Below are 18,480 nucleotides of genomic sequence, written 5' to 3' on the forward strand. Positions count from 1 at the left end.
ACGGGCCAACGAAGACCTTTGAACCATGGCTACTATTCACGTAGACGGCAAAGCGCTCGAAGTCGATGGTGCAGACAACCTGTTACAGGCATGTCTGTCGCTGGGCCTCGATATCCCTTATTTCTGCTGGCACCCCGCCCTTGGCAGCGTTGGCGCCTGTCGCCAGTGCGCGGTCAAGCAGTACACGGACGAGAACGACACACGCGGTCGTATCGTCATGTCCTGCATGACGCCAGCCACCGACAACACCTGGATCTCCATCGAAGATGATGAATCCAAGGCCTTCCGGGCCAGTGTCGTCGAATGGCTGATGACCAACCACCCGCATGACTGCCCGGTCTGCGAAGAAGGCGGTCACTGCCACCTGCAAGACATGACCGTGATGACCGGCCACAACGAGCGCCGTTATCGCTTCACCAAGCGTACCCACCAGAATCAGGAGTTGGGGCCGTTCATCGCGCACGAGATGAACCGCTGCATCGCCTGTTATCGCTGTGTACGCTTTTATAAAGACTACGCGGGCGGCACCGACCTGGGCGTCTACGGTGCCCATGACAACGTGTACTTCGGTCGCGTTGAAGACGGCACGCTGGAAAGCGAGTTCTCCGGCAACCTCACCGAGGTCTGCCCGACCGGTGTGTTCACGGACAAGACCCACTCCGAGCGCTACAACCGCAAGTGGGACATGCAGTTCTCTCCAAGCATCTGCCATGGCTGTTCCAGCGGCTGCAACATCAGCCCGGGTGAACGCTACGGTGAATTGCGCCGCATCGAAAACCGTTACAACGGCTCGGTGAACCAGTACTTCCTCTGCGACCGCGGACGTTTCGGCTACGGCTACGTCAACCGCAAGGACCGCCCGCGTCAGCCATTGCTCGTCGACGGCCAGGTCAAACTGAGCCTGGACGAGGCGCTGGACAAGGCGGCGGACCTGCTGCGCGGCCGTAACATCGTCGGCATCGGTTCTCCTCGCGCAAGCCTCGAAAGCAACTACGCACTGCGTGAACTGGTGGGCGCCGAGCATTTCTACAGCGGTATCGAAGCCGGTGAGCTGGAGCGTATCAGGCTGATCCTCAAGGTCCTGAACGACAGTCCGCTGCCGATCCCGACCCTGCGTGACATCGAAGATCACGATGCCATCTTCGTCCTCGGCGAAGACCTGACCCAGACAGCAGCGCGTATGGCCCTGGGCTTGCGCCAGGCCGTCAAAGGCAAGGCTGAAGACATGGCAGCGGCGATGAAAGTCCAGCCGTGGCTCGACGCGGCCGTGAAGAACATCGGTCAGCACGAGCTCAATCCGCTGTTCATCGCCAGCCTCGCCGAAACCCGTCTCGACGACGTCGCAGAAGAATGCGTACATGCAGCGCCCGATGACCTGGCGCGTATCGGTTTTGCCGTGGCCCACGCCCTGGACGCCAGCGCACCGGCCGTCGAAGGCCTGGACAGCGAGGCGCTGGAACTGGCGCAACGCATTGCTGACGCACTGCTGGCTGCCAAACGACCGCTGATCATTTCCGGCAGCTCGCTGGGTTCGACAGCGCTGATCGAAGCCGCTGCCAACATCGCCAAGGCCTTGAAGCTGCGCGACAAGCAGGGTTCCATCAGCCTGATCGTGCCCGAAGCCAACAGCATGGGCCTGGCGATGTTCGGCGGCGAGTCCGCAGATGCCGCGCTGCAAGCGGTGATCTCCGGCAAGGCCGACGCTATCGTAGTGCTGGAAAACGATTTGTATCGTCGTGTGGACGCTAAAATCGTCGACGCCGCGCTGAGCGCTGCGAAAGTCGTGATCGTCGCTGACCATCAGAAAACCCCGACCAGCGACCGTGCCCATCTGATTCTGCCAGCAGCCAGCTTCGCTGAAGGCGACGGCACACTGGTCAGCCAGGAAGGCCGCGCCCAGCGCTTCTTCCAGGTCTTCGATCCGACCTATCTGGATGCCAGCATTCTGGTCCACGAAGGCTGGCGCTGGCTGCATGCCCTGCGTGCCACCTTGCTGAACAAGCCGGTCGACTGGACGCAACTCGACCACGTCACCGAAGCCTGCGCCGGCAGCACGCCGCAACTGGCGGGTATCGTCAACGCCGCGCCGTCTGCATCGTTCCGCATCAAGGGCCTGAAACTGGCTCGCGAACCGCTGCGTTATAGCGGCCGTACAGCGATGCGAGCCAACATCAGCGTGCATGAGCCGCGCACCTCGCAAGACATCGACACCGCGTTCTCCTTCTCCATGGAAGGCTACTCGGGCTCGGCCGAGCCTCGTCAGCAGGTGCCATTCGCCTGGTCGCCGGGCTGGAACTCGCCGCAGGCCTGGAACAAGTTTCAGGACGAAGTCGGCGGTCATTTGCGTGCCGGCGATCCGGGCACTCGCCTGATCGAAAGCCAGGGCGATGGTCTGTCATGGTTCTCCAGCGTGCCACGCGCGTTCTCTCCAGAACGCGGCACCTGGCAGGTCGTGCCGTTCTTCCACCTGTTCGGCAGCGACGAAACCTCGTCTCTGGCCGCGCCGGTTCAGGAACGCATCCCGCAGGCCTATGTCGCCCTGGCCAAATCCGAAGCCGATCGTCTCGGCGTCAACGACGGTGCCCTGCTCTCCTTGAGCATCGGCGGCGAAACGCTGACCTTGCCGCTGCGCATCAGCGAAGAACTGGGCGCGGGTCTTGTGGCATTGCCGGCAGGACTGCCCGGCATTCCGCCAGCACTCTTCGGCAAATCCGTTGACGGTCTGCAGGAGGCAGCGCAATGACCTGGTTTACCCCTGATGTGATCGACGCAATCATCGCGGTGGTCAAGGCCATCGTGGTGTTGCTGGCCGTCGTGATTTGCGGTGCCCTGCTGAGTTTCATCGAGCGTCGTCTGCTGGGTTGGTGGCAGGATCGTTATGGCCCGAACCGCGTGGGTCCGTTCGGCATGTTCCAGATCGCAGCCGACATGTTGAAAATGTTCTTCAAGGAAGACTGGACCCCACCGTTCGCCGACAAGGTGATCTTCACCCTGGCGCCAGTGGTTGCCATGAGCGCCTTGCTGATCGCCTTTGCGGTCATCCCGATCACCCCGACCTGGGGCGTCGCGGATCTGAACATCGGTCTGTTGTTCTTCTTCGCCATGGCCGGTCTGTCCGTGTATGCGGTGCTGTTCGCCGGCTGGTCGAGCAACAACAAGTTCGCCCTGCTGGGCAGCCTGCGTGCTTCGGCACAAACCGTGTCCTACGAAGTGTTCATGGGTCTTGCGCTGATGGGCATCGTGGTTCAGGTCGGCTCTTTCAACATGCGCGACATCGTTGAATATCAGGCGCAGAACCTGTGGTTCATCATTCCGCAGTTCTTCGGCTTCTGTACGTTCTTCATCGCAGGCGTCGCGGTGACTCACCGCCACCCGTTCGACCAACCGGAAGCCGAGCAGGAACTGGCTGACGGCTACCACATTGAATATGCCGGCATGAAATGGGGCATGTTCTTCGTGGGCGAATACATCGGGATCATCTTGATCTCGGCGCTGCTGGTGACGCTGTTCTTCGGTGGCTGGCACGGCCCGTTCGACATTCTGCCATCGCTGGCTTTCTTCTGGTTCGCCTTGAAAACCGCGTTTTTCATCATGCTGTTCATTCTGCTGCGCGCCTCCATCCCGCGCCCGCGTTATGACCAGGTCATGGATTTCAGCTGGAAGTTCTGTCTGCCGCTGACCCTGATCAATTTGCTGGTGACTGCTGCGATTGTGTTGTTGAACACACCGGCAGGCTCGGTTCAGTGAGGATTTGACCCATGTTCAAATATATTGGTGACATCGTTAAGGGTACGGGTACCCAGTTGCGCAGTATGGTCATGGTCTTCGGCCACGGCTTTCGCAAGCGCGACACCCTGCAATATCCCGAAGAGCAGGTTTATCTCCCTCCTCGCTATCGCGGTCGCATCGTACTGACCCGCGACCCCGATGGCGAAGAGCGCTGCGTAGCGTGCAACCTGTGTGCAGTAGCCTGCCCGGTTGGCTGTATTTCGTTGCAGAAAGCCGAGACAGAGGACGGACGCTGGTATCCCGACTTCTTCCGCATCAACTTCTCGCGTTGCATCTTCTGCGGCCTGTGCGAAGAAGCCTGCCCGACTACCGCGATCCAGCTTACGCCGGACTTCGAGATGGCCGAGTTCAAGCGTCAGGATCTGGTGTACGAGAAGGAAGATCTGCTGATCTCCGGTCCCGGCAAGAACCCTGACTACAACTTCTATCGCGTTGCCGGTATGGCCATTGGCGGCAAGCCCAAGGGCTCCGCACAGAACGAAGCCGAGCCGATCAACGTCAAGAGCTTGCTGCCTTAAGGAAGTAAAGATGGAATTCGCTTTCTACTTCGCATCCGGTATCGCTGTTGTGTCCACCCTGCGGGTGATCACCAACACGAACCCGGTGCACGCCCTGCTCTACCTGATCATCTCGCTGATCGCCGTAGCAATGACGTTCTTCAGCCTCGGCGCGCCGTTCGCCGGTGTGCTGGAAGTCATTGCCTACGCGGGCGCGATCATGGTCCTGTTCGTGTTTGTGGTGATGATGCTCAACCTCGGCCCGGCCTCGGTTCAGCAGGAACGTGCCTGGCTCAAACCCGGCATCTGGATCGGCCCGGTCATTCTCGGCGCGCTGTTGCTGGCCGAGTTGCTGTATGTGCTGTTCGCCAACCCGACCGGCGCTGGTGTCGGTCACACCACGGTCGACGCCAAGGCAGTCGGCATCAGCCTGTTCGGGCCCTATCTGCTGGTGGTGGAACTCGCCTCGATGCTGCTGCTTGCAGCAGCCATCACGGCCTTCCATCTGGGCCGCAACGAGGCCAAGGAGCCAAGCCAATGAATGCTATCCCTCTTGAGCACGGTCTGGCGGTCGCCGGGGTCCTGTTCTGTCTGGGTCTGGTCGGCCTGATGGTGCGCCGTAATATTCTCTTCGTGTTGATGAGCCTGGAAATCATGATGAACGCCGCTGCACTGGCATTCGTCGTTGCCGGCAGTCGCTGGGGACAACCGGACGGGCAGGTGATGTTCATCCTGGTGATCAGCCTTGCGGCAGCCGAGGCCAGTATCGGCCTGGCGATCCTGATGCAACTGTATCGCCGCTTCCACACTCTCGATATCGATGCTGCCAGCGAGATGCGCGGATGAATCTTCTCTTTCTGACTTTCGTATTCCCCCTCATCGGCTTTCTGCTGCTGTCGTTCTCCCGTGGACGCATCTCGGAAAACCTCGCTGCGCTGATCGGCGTCGGCTCCATCGGCCTGTCAGCCATTGTCACTGCCTGGGTCATCTGGCAGTTCAACGTGGCACCCCCCGAAGGCGGTCACTACACCCAGGTGCTGTGGCGCTGGATGGACGTCGATGGCTTCCAGCCCAACTTCGCACTGTATCTGGACGGGCTGTCCGTCACGATGCTGGGCGTCGTGGTTGGCGTCGGCTTCCTGATCCACCTGTTCGCGTCCTGGTACATGCGCGGTGAAGCGGGCTATTCGCGCTTCTTCTCCTACACCAACCTGTTCATTGCCAGCATGCTGTTCCTGATCCTGGGCGACAACCTGCTGTTCATCTACTTCGGTTGGGAAGGCGTAGGGCTGTGCAGCTACCTGTTGATCGGTTTCTATTACAGCAACCGCAACAACGGCAACGCAGCGCTCAAAGCGTTCATCGTCACCCGTATCGGTGACGTATTCATGGCTATCGGTCTGTTCATCCTGTTCCAGCAACTGGGCACGCTCAATGTGCAGGAACTGCTGGTCAGGGCGCCGGAACACTTCAAGGTCGGCGATTTCTGGATCGTGCTGGCGACGTTGATGCTGCTGGGCGGTGCGGTCGGTAAATCCGCCCAGCTGCCACTGCAAACCTGGCTGGCTGACGCGATGGCCGGTCCTACTCCGGTTTCGGCGCTGATCCACGCAGCGACCATGGTCACGGCGGGCGTTTACCTGATCGCGCGTACTCACGGCCTGTTTGCACTGGCACCCGACATTCTGCATCTGGTCGGGATTGTCGGCGGCGTCACGCTGGTTCTGGCGGGTTTCGCCGCATTGGTGCAGACCGACATCAAGCGTATCCTCGCCTACTCGACCATGAGCCAGATCGGCTACATGTTCCTGGCACTGGGCGTCGGCGCCTGGGAAGGCGCGATCTTCCACCTGATGACCCACGCCTTCTTCAAGGCGCTGCTGTTCCTTGCTTCCGGTGCGGTGATCGTTGCCTGCCACCACGAGCAGAACATCTTCAAGATGGGCGGTCTGTGGAAGAAACTGCCATTGGCCTACGCCAGCTTCATCGTCGGTGGCGCTGCTCTTTCCGCTCTGCCGCTGCTGACGGCGGGCTTCTACTCCAAGGACGAAATTCTCTGGGAAGCATTTGCCAGCGGTAACAACGGTTTGCTGTATGCCGGCCTGGTGGGCGCGTTCATGACGTCGCTGTACACCTTCCGCCTGATCTTCATCGCGTTCCACGGAGAAGCCAAGACCGAAGCACACGCAGGTCACGGCATCGCTCACTGGCTGCCACTGTCGGTGCTGATCGTGCTGTCGACGTTCATCGGCGCGCTGATCACTCCGCCGCTGGCCGGTGTGCTGCCGCAGAGCGTCGGCCATGCCGGTGGCGAAGCCAAGCACAGTCTGGAGATCGCCTCCGGCGCCATCGCGCTGGCCGGTATCCTGCTGGCAGCGTTGCTGTTCCTCGGCAAGCGCCGCCTGGCAACGGCTATCGCCAACAGCGCTCCGGGCCGTTTCCTCTCGGCCTGGTGGTTCGCGGCATGGGGCTTCGACTGGATCTACGACAAGCTGTTCGTCAAGCCGTATCTGGCAATCAGCCATGTACTGCGTAGTGATCCGTTCGACCGCACCATCGGCTTGATCCCACGTCTGGTCAAAGGCGGTCATGACACCATGAGCCGCACCGAGACCGGCCAGTTGCGTTGGTATGCTGCCTCGATCGCCGTGGGTGCCGTTCTGGTACTCGGTGCCGTCGTTCTGGTTGCGATCTGATATGAACCTTGCGAATTTGCGAAAGGAATTGAGCCCGTCATGATTCTGCCCTGGCTAATCCTGATCCCCTTCATCGGCGGCCTGCTGTGCTGGCTGGGTGAGCGCTTCGGCTCTACCCTGCCGCGCTGGATTGCGTTGCTGACAATGACCCTGGAACTGGTTCTCGGCCTCTGGCTGTGGGCTACCGGCAACTTCGGCTACGCGCCGGTGCCGGGTGCCGATCCGACCTGGACCCTGGAATTCCACCACCCGTGGATCACCCGCTTCGGCATCGATGTGCATCTGGCACTCGATGGCCTGTCGCTGCTGATGATCCTGCTGACCGGCCTGCTGGGCGTGCTGTCGGTGCTCTGCTCGTGGAAGGAAATCCAGCGCAAGGTCGGTTTCTTCCACCTTAACCTGATGTGGATTCTGGGCGGTGTCGTCGGCGTGTTCCTGGCCATCGACCTGTTCATGTTCTTCTTCTTCTGGGAAATGATGCTGGTGCCGATGTATTTCCTCATCGCGCTCTGGGGTCACAGCTCTTCGGATGGCAAGAAAACCCGTATCTACGCGGCCACCAAGTTCTTCATCTTCACTCAGGCCAGTGGCCTGATCATGCTGGTGGCGATCCTGGGTCTGGTGCTGGTGCACTTCAATCAGACCGGCGTGATCACCTTTGCCTACGCCGACCTGCTGAAGACCAAACTGGCACCAGGCACCGAGTACATCCTGATGCTGGGCTTCTTCATAGCCTTCGCCGTCAAGCTGCCGGTGGTGCCATTGCACTCCTGGCTGCCGGATGCGCATGCCCAGGCACCGACTGCAGGCTCCGTCGACCTGGCGGGTATCCTGCTGAAGACTGCGGCTTACGGCCTGCTGCGTTTTGCCCTGCCGCTGTTCCCCAACGCATCGGCCGAGTTCGCACCGATTGCAATGACGCTGGGCCTGGTCGGTATCTTCTACGGCGCATTCCTGGCGTTTGCCCAGACCGACATCAAGCGTCTGATCGCATTCTCCAGCGTTTCGCACATGGGCTTCGTACTGATCGGTATCTACTCGGGCAGCCAGCAAGCGCTGCAAGGCGTACTGATCCAGATGATCGCCCACGGTCTATCGGCTGCGGCACTGTTCATTCTCAGTGGCCAGTTGTACGAGCGCCTGCACACCCGCGACATGCGTGAGATGGGCGGTCTGTGGTCACGCATCGCCTACATCCCGGCCATCAGCCTGTTCTTTGCCGCCGCCTCTCTGGGTCTGCCGGGCACCGGCAACTTCGTCGGCGAGTTCCTGATTCTGCTGGGCAGCTTTGCCAGCTCACCCTGGATCACGGCGATTGCCACTTCCGGTCTGGTATTTGGTTCTGTCTACTCGCTGATCATGATCCACCGCGCCTACTTCGGCCCGTCGAAGTCCGACGAGGTTCTGAAGGGCATGGACGGACGGGAAATGATCATGGTGCTGGGCCTTGCCGTGCTGCTGGTCGTGCTCGGGGTATTCCCGCAGCCGTTCCTCGACACATCGGCGGCGACCATGCACGGCGTGCAGCAATGGCTAGGCACTGCCTTCACTCAACTCGCTTCGGCCCGGTAAGAGCGCTATGGACCTGACGATTCAACACTTTATTGCGCTTGCGCCACTGCTGATCACCAGCCTCACCATTGTCGTGGTGATGCTTGCGATCGCATGGCGCCGCAATCACTCGCAAACGTTCCTGCTTTCGGTAGCAGGCCTCAACCTGGCCCTGCTGTCGATTTATCCGGCATTGAAAGTCGCCCCTCTGGTCGTGACGCCACTGCTGCATATCGACAACTTTGCCTGCCTGTACATGGCGATCATCCTCGCCTCTACCCTCGCTTGCGTGACCATGGCGCACGCCTATCTAGGTGACGGCAAGGCCGGGTATCCGGGCAATCGCGAAGAGCTTTACCTGCTGATCCTGCTGGCAGCTGCCGGTGGACTGGTTCTGGTCAGCGCTCAGCATCTGGCGGGGCTGTTCATCGGCCTGGAACTGCTGTCGGTGCCGGTCTACGGGTTGGTGGCTTATGCCTTCTTCAACAAGCGTTCGCTGGAAGGCGGCATCAAGTACATGGTCCTGTCGGCTGCAGGCTCGGCGTTCCTGCTGTTCGGTATGGCGCTGCTGTACGCAGAGGCAGGCTCGCTGAGCTTCGACGGTATCGGCAAGGCCATCGCGGCAACCGGCATGCCGAGCCCGATTGCCAGCCTGGGTCTGGGCATGATGGTCGTCGGCCTGGCCTTCAAGCTGTCACTGGTGCCGTTCCACTTGTGGACCCCGGACGTTTACGAAGGCGCCCCTGCGCCGGTCGCTGCCTTCCTGGCAACTGCCAGCAAGGTGGCAGTGTTCGCGGTACTGGTGCGTCTGTTCCAGATTTCCCCGGCAGCCAGCAGCGGTGTCTTGCATGATGTACTGGCAGTCATCGCCGTCGCGTCGATCCTCGTCGGCAACCTGCTGGCGCTGACTCAGACCAACCTCAAGCGTCTGCTGGGCTACTCCTCCATCGCCCACTTCGGTTACCTGATGATTGCGCTGGTGGCCAGCAAGGGCATGGCGGTCGAGGCGATCGGCGTCTACCTGGCGACTTACGTCCTGACCTCGCTGGGCAGCTTCGGTGTGATCACCATGATGTCTTCGCCTTACAGTGGACGTGATGCCGACGCGATGTTCGAATACCGTGGACTGTTCTGGCGTCGCCCTTACCTGACGGCAGTCATGACCCTGATGATGCTGTCGCTGGCAGGTATCCCGCTCACCGCAGGTTTCATCGGCAAGTTCTATATCATCGCCACTGGTGTCGAATCGCAGTTGTGGTGGCTGATCGGGGCTCTGGTAATCGGTAGCGCCATCGGCGTGTTCTACTACCTGCGCGTGATGGTGACCATGTATCTGGTCGACAACAAGCTTCCTCGCCATGATGCAGCCATCAACTGGGCACAGCGCACGGGCGGCGTGATGCTGCTGGCCGTTGCGATCCTGACCTTCGTGCTGGGTGTGTATCCGCAACCGCTGCTCGATCTGGTGCTCAATGCCGGTCTGCACGTAGCAGGCTGATCCAGCGCAAACAAAAAGCCCTGCTCTCGAGCAGGGCTTTTTTTTGTCTTCGAAAACGGCTAATGCCTGACGTCATGGGCAAACGTGGCAATGCGTCCTTGCAATGTCAGCCAGGCAGTTTCACGGGCTTCTTGGCGCCGCTGAACAATCCCCAGCTGGACATGAACAGCGCCGCCACCAGAGGCCCGATCACAAAGCCGTTCAGACCAAAGACCGACATGCCGCCCAGCGTGGAAATAAGGATCAGGTAGTCCGGCATTTTGGTGTCCTTGCCCACCAGGATCGGACGCAGGACGTTATCCACCAGACCGATCACCAGGACGCCAAACAAGCCCAGTACCACACCTTGCCAGATCATGCCGCTAAGCAGGAAGTAGATCGCCACTGGCGCCCAGACAATCCCGGCTCCCACCGCAGGCAACAGCGACAGGAACGCCATGATCACCGCCCAGAGCAACGCACTCGGGATGTCCAGCACCCAGAAGATGAAGCCACCCAGCGCACCTTGCGTCACCGCGACCACCACGTTGCCTTTGACGGTGGCACGTACCACTCGGGTGAACTTGAGCTGCAGACGACGCTTCTGCTGTTCGCCCAACGGGAAGGCCGTGCGGATCTTGCGTACCAGCTCCTGTCCGTCGCGCAGGAAGAAGTACAGCAGGTAAAGCATGATGAAGACGCTGACGACAAAGTCGAAGGTGCCCTGCCCGAAGCTGAATGCCTGCGTCGCCAGGTACTGACTGCCCTGCATCGCGCCCTTGGCGATCTTGTCGCGTAACCCCTCCAGGTCGCCCATGCCCAGACGATCGAGCAGCGCCTGCATGGAGTGCGGCAACAGGTCCTTGAACTCGGCCAGATAACCGGCGATATCCAGTTGCCCGGTCTCGACGTTCTTGTACAGCGTGGTGCCCTCCTGAACCAGCAAGGCGCTGATCACGATCACCGGCAGAATCGCGATGACCAGACAGATCGTCAGGGTGCACAGGGAAGTGAGATTGCGTGACCAGTTGAACTTGATCTGCAACTTGCGCTGCACAGGCGCGAAGATGATTCCAAGGATGACCGCCCAGAATACTGCGCCATAGAACGGCAGCAGAATCCATATGAAGGCAATGGTCACCAGTACCAGTAGCAGAATGAGGGTTTTGTATTGCAGCGTGGTTTCGTTCATGTCCTGTCCATGTCATTAGACCGCGCATCGCGCCCGGTCTAGAGCTTAGTCAGCACGCGAGCGCACGAGTGCCATCTTCCATGAAGGCAATATGACGGCGATGCCAGTCGCGAGTGATGGCAGGGGTTCAAGCCCCTGCCAGACAGGCATCAGACCCGGACCTGATCGACCAGACTGTCCAGGCGCGCGCCCGGTTTTGCCAGGCTGCGGGAGGTCTCTGCGCTTTGCCGGGCTTCATCGGCGACGCTCTCGACAGCAGCCGCGAGCTGATGAACGCTGCGATTGATTTCTCTGAAAGATACGGGCTGACGTACTACGGGGCAGTCCGTTCTGGCAGGTCTATGCGTACCCGCAATCCCCCTGCCGGGCTCTCCTGCAATTGCAATTGACCGCCCCACGCTTCGACGATGTCGCGCACGATGCCCAGGCCCAGCCCGTGGCCGGTAATCTGCTCGTCAAGACGAGCGCCACGACTGAACACTTCTGCGCGTTGCGCCTCGGGAATACCAGGGCCATCGTCATCCACCAACAGGCAGAAGCCCTGAGCCTGACTCAAAATGTTCAGACGTACCTCGCTGTCGGCCCATTTGCAGGCGTTGTCCAGCAGGTTGCCGAGCAGCTCGAGAATGTCCTCTCGATCCCACGGCAGGTACATGCCCGCCTCGACATCGTTGATCAACTGGAGGTGAGCACCATGGATCATGCCCAGCGTGGAGAAAAGCCCGGGCAGTTCGGCATCACAATCGAAGCGGGCTCCCGGTAGAGCGTCACCGGAGAGGCGCGCGCGATTGAGCTCACGCTCCAGACGCAGACGGATATTTTCCAGCTGTTCCTGCAGGGTCCTGCGCAAGGCCGGGTTGGCGTCCAACTGTCCGCTGAGGGCCAGGCTGAGCAACACCGCAAGTGGTGTCTTCAAGGCATGTCCCAGATTACCCAGCGCATTGCGCGAGCGCTTCAGGCTGTCTTCAGTATGCGCGAGCAAGTGGTTGATCTGCGCCACCAGCGGCTCGAGTTCGAGGGGAACCTGATTGTCCAGCTGTGAACGCTGGCCCTGCTGAAGCTGAAAAATCTGCTCGCGAACGGTTTCAAGCGGACGAAGCGCTCTTCGCACGGTGATGCGTTGCAACACCAGTACCAGAATCAGCGCGGCAAGCCCGAGCCCTAGCCCGATCTGCTGCATGAGGCGAAAACTCGCCCTGACCGGCGTGTAATCCTGGGCGACGGTGATTGAAACCCGCTTGCCGAACTTGCGGTATTCGCTGGTCAGCATCAATAGCGATTGCCCGGTCTTGCCGAGCTCAAGATTGGCATGCAAACCCACCCCGGGCTGGGGCAGCTCGAAATCCCACAGGGAGCGGGAGCGCCAGTGTCCCTGCGGCAAGTCCATACGGAAATAATGGCCAGACAACGGACGCTGGTAGGCACCCGAAAGGCGATGGTCATCCAGTTGTAGCCCGGCAGGACCTCGCACTAGCGCTACCAGCAGGTTTTCACTCTCGTTGCGCAGACCTGACTCCAGGTAGCGTTGCAAGCCCACTTCGAACAGCCACAGACTGGTCTGTGCCATCACCAGACCGACAACGACCATGACGGCGATCAGCCCCAGACTCAGACGTCGCTGTATGGACTTCAACCGCCGGCTCCGCCATACAGATAGCCCTGGCCACGGCGTGTCTCGACGACTGCACGGCCCAACTTGCGCCTCAGGTGATTGACATGGACTTCAATAACATTGGAATCACGCTCGTTTTCGCCATCGTACAAATGCTCCGACAGATGGCTTTTCGAGAGAATCTGTCCCGGGTGGAGCATGAAATAACGCAGCAGACGAAACTCAGCCGAGGTGAGCTGGATATCCACGCCATCCCGGCTGACGCATTGCCGGCCTTCATCCAGATTAAGACCGGCCGATTCCAGCGTGGGCTGGTTGGCCAGCCCGTGCGAACGTCGCAACAGCGCCTGAATACGCAGCTGCAGCTCTTCAGGATGAAAAGGCTTGGTCAGGTAATCATCAGCGCCTGCCTTCAAACCTTCTATACGCTCTGACCAGGAACCCCGCGCGGTCAGAATCAACACAGGGGTCGCCAGACCTTTGCTGCGCCACTGCTGAAGAACCTCGAGCCCTGGCATGCCGGGTAAGCCCAGATCCAGAACAATCAAGTCATACGGCTCGCTTGCTCCTTGATAAACCGCATCGCGCCCGTCAGCCAGCCAGTCGACCGCATAGCCTTGACGCCCCAGCGCAGCGAGCAGCTCATCGGCCAGGGGAACGTGGTCTTCAACCAGTAGCAGGCGCATCAGTCATCATCCTCGTCTTTCAACAATCGGCTATCACGCGCATCGAACTTGAGCTCGCGAACAACGCCCTCAGGGGTCAGCAATTCAAATTCATACACGTACACATTATTCTTTTCCTCAAGCTCGGCCTCCAGCAAACGAGAGCCCGGATGAAGGCCCATCGCGCGCTCAATGAACTGTTCAAGAGGCAATATGACTCCGCGCTGCCGCAAACTGAGCGCTTCATCCTGATTCAGATCTCTGGCGTACACAAAGGAGCAGGTCAGGCTCAAACCAAGGATGACACAGAGACGCTTGTCGACATTCATTAGTTGTCCTGATGATTCCTGTAGACCTGGCCCGTGGCGGCGTCCATTTCGAGAACCCACTCGATACCCTGTTTGTCACGCAGCTCGACATTGTAAACGTACCTGCCGTATATGTTCTTGAACTGCGTGCCAATGATACGGGCATCGGGGTGTTTGCTCAGCGCTTTGGCATCGAGCTTTTCAGCCGAATGAAGCGTACCTGCATCACTGAGACGCAGCACTTCCTGTGGGTCGACCTCACGCGCCTGAATGAAACAGGACGTCAAACCAAATGTAAGGGCCGCCAGCAGGGTCGTCAGCGTTTTCATAGGGGTATCCATAGCGATCGGTGCTTCTATGGCGTCCACCTTAACCGGTACAACTTAACTCAAACTGAATAGATCTGGCCGAGTGCCACCAAGCGCTCCTGGCATGGAGTTTCAGGCCATTGCTGTTAAACTCCCCGATTGCATTTATCGCGTTAGCGATCGCCATTTTTCCGGGGCCAATACACAGTGGAAATTTTCAAAGAGTTTACCTTCGAGTCAGCACACCGCCTCCCCCACGTTCCGGAGGGGCACAAGTGTGGACGTCTGCACGGCCATTCGTTTCGTGTCGGCATTCATCTGGCCGGAAAGGTTGATCCCCATACCGGCTGGATCCGGGACTTCTCGGAAATCAAGGCGATCTTTAAGCCGCTGTATGAACGCCTCGATCATAACTACCTGAATGACATCCCGGGCCTTGATAATCCAACCAGCGAAAACCTGGCGAAATGGATCTGGAATGAATTAAAGCCTCTGCTCCCGGAGCTGTCGGCAGTCCGTATTCACGAGACCTGCACCAGCGGATGTGAATACCGCGGCGATTGATTGCCCTGACAATAAAAAACCACCTCAGCGGTGGTTTTTTGTGCCTGTAGACCGGCAGCATGTGTTGAATGAGGCACTTCACGTGCTGGATTCTGTTAGCCGAAAAAACAAAAACCCTCAACGCGTAAGCGAAGAGGGTTTCTGGAATTCAATCTTGACGATGACCTACTCTCACATGGGGAAACCCCACACTACCATCGGCGATACATCGTTTCACTACTGAGTTCGGGATGGGATCAGGTGGTTCCAATGCTCTATGGTCGTCAAGAAATTCGGGTACCGAGTCGTGCCCTGCGGCGCGCTTCAGCAAATCGGGTATGTGATATCAAGCTGTTTCAGGTGTCATTCGTGACGCAAACTTTCGGTTCGTGTCATCTTCACAGTCACCGCAATCTGGTCATTCGACGCAAATTGCTTGGGTGTTATATGGTCAAGCCTCACGGGCAATTAGTATTGGTTAGCTCAACGCCTCACAGCGCTTACACACCCAACCTATCAACGTCGTAGTCTTCGACGGCCCTTCAGGGAACTCAAGGTTCCAGTGAGATCTCATCTTGAGGCAAGTTTCCCGCTTAGATGCTTTCAGCGGTTATCTTTTCCGAACATAGCTACCCGGCAATGCCACTGGCGTGACAACCGGAACACCAGAGGTTCGTCCACTCCGGTCCTCTCGTACTAGGAGCAGCCCCTCTCAAATCTCAAACGTCCACGGCAGATAGGGACCGAACTGTCTCACGACGTTCTAAACCCAGCTCGCGTACCACTTTAAATGGCGAACAGCCATACCCTTGGGACCGGCTTCAGCCCCAGGATGTGATGAGCCGACATCGAGGTGCCAAACACCGCCGTCGATATGAACTCTTGGGCGGTATCAGCCTGTTATCCCCGGAGTACCTTTTATCCGTTGAGCGATGGCCCTTCCATACAGAACCACCGGATCACTAAGACCTACTTTCGTACCTGCTCGACGTGTCTGTCTCGCAGTCAAGCGCGCTTTTGCCTTTATACTCTACGACCGATTTCCGACCGGTCTGAGCGCACCTTCGTACTCCTCCGTTACTCTTTAGGAGGAGACCGCCCCAGTCAAACTACCCACCATACACTGTCCTCGATCCGGATAACGGACCTGAGTTAGAACCTCAAAGTTGCCAGGGTGGTATTTCAAGGTTGGCTCCACGCAGACTGGCGTCCACGCTTCAAAGCCTCCCACCTATCCTACACAAGCAAATTCAAAGTCCAGTGCAAAGCTATAGTAAAGGTTCACGGGGTCTTTCCGTCTAGCCGCGGATACACTGCATCTTCACAGCGATTTCAATTTCACTGAGTCTCGGGTGGAGACAGCGCCGCCATCGTTACGCCATTCGTGCAGGTCGGAACTTACCCGACAAGGAATTTCGCTACCTTAGGACCGTTATAGTTACGGCCGCCGTTTACCGGGGCTTCGATCAAGAGCTTCGCTTGCGCTAACCCCATCAATTAACCTTCCGGCACCGGGCAGGCGTCACACCCTATACGTCCACTTTCGTGTTTGCAGAGTGCTGTGTTTTTAATAAACAGTCGCAGCGGCCTGGTATCTTCGACCGGCAGGGGCTTACGCAGTAAATGCTTCACCTCCACCGGCGCACCTTCTCCCGAAGTTACGGTGCCATTTTGCCTAGTTCCTTCACCCGAGTTCTCTCAAGCGCCTTGGTATTCTCTACCCAACCACCTGTGTCGGTTTGGGGTACGGTTCCTGGTTACCTGAAGCTTAGAAGCTTTTCTTGGAAGCATGGCATCAACCACTTCGTGTTCTAAAAGAACACTCGTCATCAGCTCTCGGCCTTAAGATCCCGGATTTACCTAAGATCTCAGCCTACCACCTTAAACCTGGACAACCAACGCCAGGCTGGCCTAGCCTTCTCCGTCCCTCCATCGCAATAACCAGAAGTACAGGAATATTAACCTGTTTTCCATCGACTACGCTTTTCAGCCTCGCCTTAGGGACCGACTAACCCTGCGTCGATTAACGTTGCGCAGGAAACCTTGGTCTTTCGGCGTGGGTGTTTTTCACACCCATTGTCGTTACTCATGTCAGCATTCGCACTTCTGATACCTCCAGCAAGCTTCTCAACTCACCTTCACAGGCTTACAGAACGCTCCTCTACCGCATCATCAAAAGATGATACCCGTAGCTTCGGTGCATGGTTTGAGCCCCGTTACATCTTCCGCGCAGGCCGACTCGACTAGTGAGCTATTACGCTTTCTTTAAAGGGTGGCTGCTTCTAAGCCAACCTCCTAGCTGTCTAAGCCTTCCCACATCGTTTCCCACTTAACCATGACTTTGGGACCTTAGCTGACGGTCTGGGTTGTTTCCCTTTTCACGACGGACGTTAGCACCCGCCGTGTGTCTCCCATGCTCGGCACTTGTAGGTATTCGGAGTTTGCATCGGTTTGGTAAGTCGGGATGACCCCCTAGCCGAAACAGTGCTCTACCCCCTACAGTGATACATGAGGCGCTACCTAAATAGCTTTCGAGGAGAACCAGCTATCTCCGAGCTTGATTAGCCTTTCACTCCGATCCACAGGTCATCCGCTAACTTTTCAACGGTAGTCGGTTCGGTCCTCCAGTTAGTGTTACCCAACCTTCAACCTGCCCATGGATAGATCGCCCGGTTTCGGGTCTATTCCCAGCGACTAGACGCCCTATTAAGACTCGCTTTCGCTACGCCTCCCCTATTCGGTTAAGCTCGCCACTGAAAATAAGTCGCTGACCCATTATACAAAAGGTACGCAGTCACCCAACAAAGTGGGCTCCCACTGCTTGTACGCATACGGTTTCAGGATCTATTTCACTCCGCTCTCCGCGGTTCTTTTCGCCTTTCCCTCACGGTACTGGTTCACTATCGGTCAGTCAGTAGTATTTAGCCTTGGAGGATGGTCCCCCCATATTCAGACAAGGTTTCTCGTGCCCCGTCCTACTCGATTTCATTGCAAAGAGATTTTCGCGTACAGGGCTATCACCCACTATGGCCACCCTTTCCAGAGTGTTCCGCTAATCTCAATACAACTTAAGGGCTGGTCCCCGTTCGCTCGCCACTACTAAGGGAATCTCGGTTGATTTCTTTTCCTCAGGGTACTTAGATGTTTCAGTTCCCCTGGTTCGCCTCTTGCACCTATGTATTCAGTACAAGATAACCATCTTATGATGGCTGGGTTCCCCCATTCAGACATCTCCGGATCACAGTCTGTTTGCCGACTCCCCGAAGCTTTTCGCAGGCTACCACGTCTTTCATCGCCTCTGACTGCCAAGGCATCCACCGTATGCGCTTCTTCACTTGACCATATAACCCCAAGCAATCTGGTTATACTGTGAAGACGACATTCGCCGAAAGTTTGCATTTCACAAACTTTACCTTAACCCGGACACACACCAGTGAAAGAGGTGCCCGGTCTATATTTCTTTCTATCACATACCCAAATTTTTAAAGAACGATCTAATCAAAGACTAGAAATCAACATTCAGGCACTGATCGTCAGGATCGATGGAATGCTCATTTCTAAGCTTTCAAACAGAAGCAGTAAGTGGTGGAGCCAAGCGGGATCGAACCGCTGACCTCCTGCGTGCAAGGCAGGCGCTCTCCCAGCTGAGCTATGGCCCCGTATTTCTACAGGCGTTTCCCACACAAAATTGGTGGGTCTGGGCAGATTCGAACTGCCGACCTCACCCTTATCAGGGGTGCGCTCTAACCAACTGAGCTACAGACCCAATTTCGAGCTTGTAGCCGCTAGCGTTGAGCTATCAGCTTGGAGCTTAAAGCTGCTTCTAATCGTCTTCTTCAATG

At 57.9% G+C, this 18,480-nt stretch carries 14 protein-coding genes, 2 tRNA genes and 2 rRNA genes; 9 read left to right on the forward strand and 9 right to left on the reverse strand.

Going from position 1 to position 18,480, the window contains the following annotated elements:
* Window positions 1–25 precede the first annotated feature (25 nt).
* The 8 genes from nuoG to nuoN are packed head-to-tail and all read left to right on the forward strand — an operon-like array spanning window position 26 to window position 10,031.
* The gene (nuoG, locus tag AC54XV_RS16445; protein WP_096126789.1) at window positions 26–2,743 is read left to right on the forward strand and encodes an NADH-quinone oxidoreductase subunit NuoG; all 2,718 of its coding nucleotides are present in this window, start codon (window positions 26–28) and stop codon (window positions 2,741–2,743) included.
* Window positions 2,740–3,747 carry an NADH-quinone oxidoreductase subunit NuoH gene (gene nuoH / locus AC54XV_RS16450; RefSeq protein ID WP_003405110.1) on the forward strand — a complete coding sequence of 336 codons (1,008 nt, stop codon included), beginning with the start codon at window positions 2,740–2,742 and terminating at the stop codon, window positions 3,745–3,747. Before nuoG ends, nuoH begins: the two co-directional genes overlap by 4 nt.
* An 11-nt stretch (window positions 3,748–3,758) precedes the next feature.
* Entirely contained in the window at window positions 3,759–4,307 is a 549-nt protein-coding gene (gene nuoI / locus AC54XV_RS16455; protein ID WP_003405112.1) for an NADH-quinone oxidoreductase subunit NuoI, read from the forward strand.
* Window positions 4,308–4,317: 10 nt separating this feature from the next.
* On the forward strand, window positions 4,318–4,827 hold the full coding sequence (nuoJ, locus tag AC54XV_RS16460; RefSeq protein ID WP_003317979.1) for an NADH-quinone oxidoreductase subunit J: 510 nt from the start codon (window positions 4,318–4,320) through the stop codon (window positions 4,825–4,827).
* Window positions 4,824–5,132, forward strand: coding sequence for an NADH-quinone oxidoreductase subunit NuoK (gene nuoK / locus AC54XV_RS16465; RefSeq protein ID WP_003317980.1), 309 nt, complete (start codon window positions 4,824–4,826; stop codon window positions 5,130–5,132). The genes nuoJ and nuoK overlap by 4 nt, the downstream gene beginning before the upstream one ends.
* Entirely contained in the window at window positions 5,129–6,982 is a 1,854-nt protein-coding gene (gene nuoL / locus AC54XV_RS16470) for an NADH-quinone oxidoreductase subunit L (RefSeq protein WP_010427021.1), read from the forward strand. Before nuoK ends, nuoL begins: the two co-directional genes overlap by 4 nt.
* A 39-nt stretch (window positions 6,983–7,021) precedes the next feature.
* Window positions 7,022–8,554 carry an NADH-quinone oxidoreductase subunit M gene (gene nuoM, locus AC54XV_RS16475; RefSeq protein WP_002554022.1) on the forward strand — a complete coding sequence of 511 codons (1,533 nt, stop codon included), beginning with the start codon at window positions 7,022–7,024 and terminating at the stop codon, window positions 8,552–8,554.
* Between the two features lie 7 nt (window positions 8,555–8,561).
* Window positions 8,562–10,031, forward strand: a complete 1,470-nt coding sequence (gene nuoN / locus AC54XV_RS16480; protein ID WP_024642923.1) for an NADH-quinone oxidoreductase subunit NuoN — start codon at window positions 8,562–8,564, stop codon at window positions 10,029–10,031.
* A 106-nt stretch (window positions 10,032–10,137) separates the two neighbouring features.
* On the opposite strand, the gene AC54XV_RS16485 is transcribed toward nuoN, so the two are convergent.
* From AC54XV_RS16485 to AC54XV_RS16505, 5 genes are all read right to left on the reverse strand, one after another.
* Entirely contained in the window at window positions 10,138–11,202 is a 1,065-nt protein-coding gene (locus AC54XV_RS16485; RefSeq protein WP_003405122.1) for an AI-2E family transporter, read from the reverse strand.
* Between the two features lie 313 nt (window positions 11,203–11,515).
* A complete protein-coding gene (locus tag AC54XV_RS16490; RefSeq protein ID WP_024642924.1) occupies window positions 11,516–12,835 on the reverse strand; it encodes a sensor histidine kinase in 1,320 nt (439 codons plus the stop codon).
* Window positions 12,832–13,500 (reverse strand): response regulator transcription factor, encoded by a 669-nt coding sequence (locus AC54XV_RS16495; protein ID WP_003405126.1) that lies wholly within the window; start codon window positions 13,498–13,500, stop codon window positions 12,832–12,834. The genes AC54XV_RS16490 and AC54XV_RS16495 overlap by 4 nt, the downstream gene beginning before the upstream one ends.
* Complete coding sequence (locus AC54XV_RS16500) at window positions 13,500–13,808, reverse strand: PepSY domain-containing protein (protein WP_003317989.1); 309 nt, start codon at window positions 13,806–13,808, stop codon at window positions 13,500–13,502. The genes AC54XV_RS16495 and AC54XV_RS16500 overlap by 1 nt, the downstream gene beginning before the upstream one ends.
* Complete coding sequence (locus AC54XV_RS16505; protein WP_024639678.1) at window positions 13,808–14,116, reverse strand: PepSY domain-containing protein; 309 nt, start codon at window positions 14,114–14,116, stop codon at window positions 13,808–13,810. Before AC54XV_RS16505 ends, AC54XV_RS16500 begins: the two co-directional genes overlap by 1 nt.
* 186 nt (window positions 14,117–14,302) lie before the next feature.
* Between AC54XV_RS16505 and queD the strand changes: the two genes are divergently transcribed.
* The gene (gene queD / locus AC54XV_RS16510) at window positions 14,303–14,659 is read left to right on the forward strand and encodes a 6-carboxytetrahydropterin synthase QueD (RefSeq protein WP_024639679.1); all 357 of its coding nucleotides are present in this window, start codon (window positions 14,303–14,305) and stop codon (window positions 14,657–14,659) included.
* 152 nt (window positions 14,660–14,811) lie between these two features.
* Here queD and rrf read toward each other — a convergent pair.
* The 4 genes from rrf to AC54XV_RS16530 all read right to left on the reverse strand — a co-directional run bounded on the left by rrf (window position 14,812) and on the right by AC54XV_RS16530 (window position 18,404).
* Window positions 14,812–14,927 (reverse strand): 5S ribosomal RNA (gene rrf, locus AC54XV_RS16515).
* A 158-nt stretch (window positions 14,928–15,085) separates the two neighbouring features.
* Window positions 15,086–17,979, reverse strand: a 23S ribosomal RNA gene (locus tag AC54XV_RS16520).
* 242 nt (window positions 17,980–18,221) lie between these two features.
* Window positions 18,222–18,297 (reverse strand) — tRNA-Ala (locus AC54XV_RS16525).
* A 30-nt stretch (window positions 18,298–18,327) separates the two neighbouring features.
* A tRNA-Ile gene (locus AC54XV_RS16530) sits at window positions 18,328–18,404 on the reverse strand.
* Window positions 18,405–18,480 lie beyond the last annotated feature (76 nt).

Source organism: Pseudomonas fragariae (ex Marin et al. 2024) (assembly GCF_059621105.1).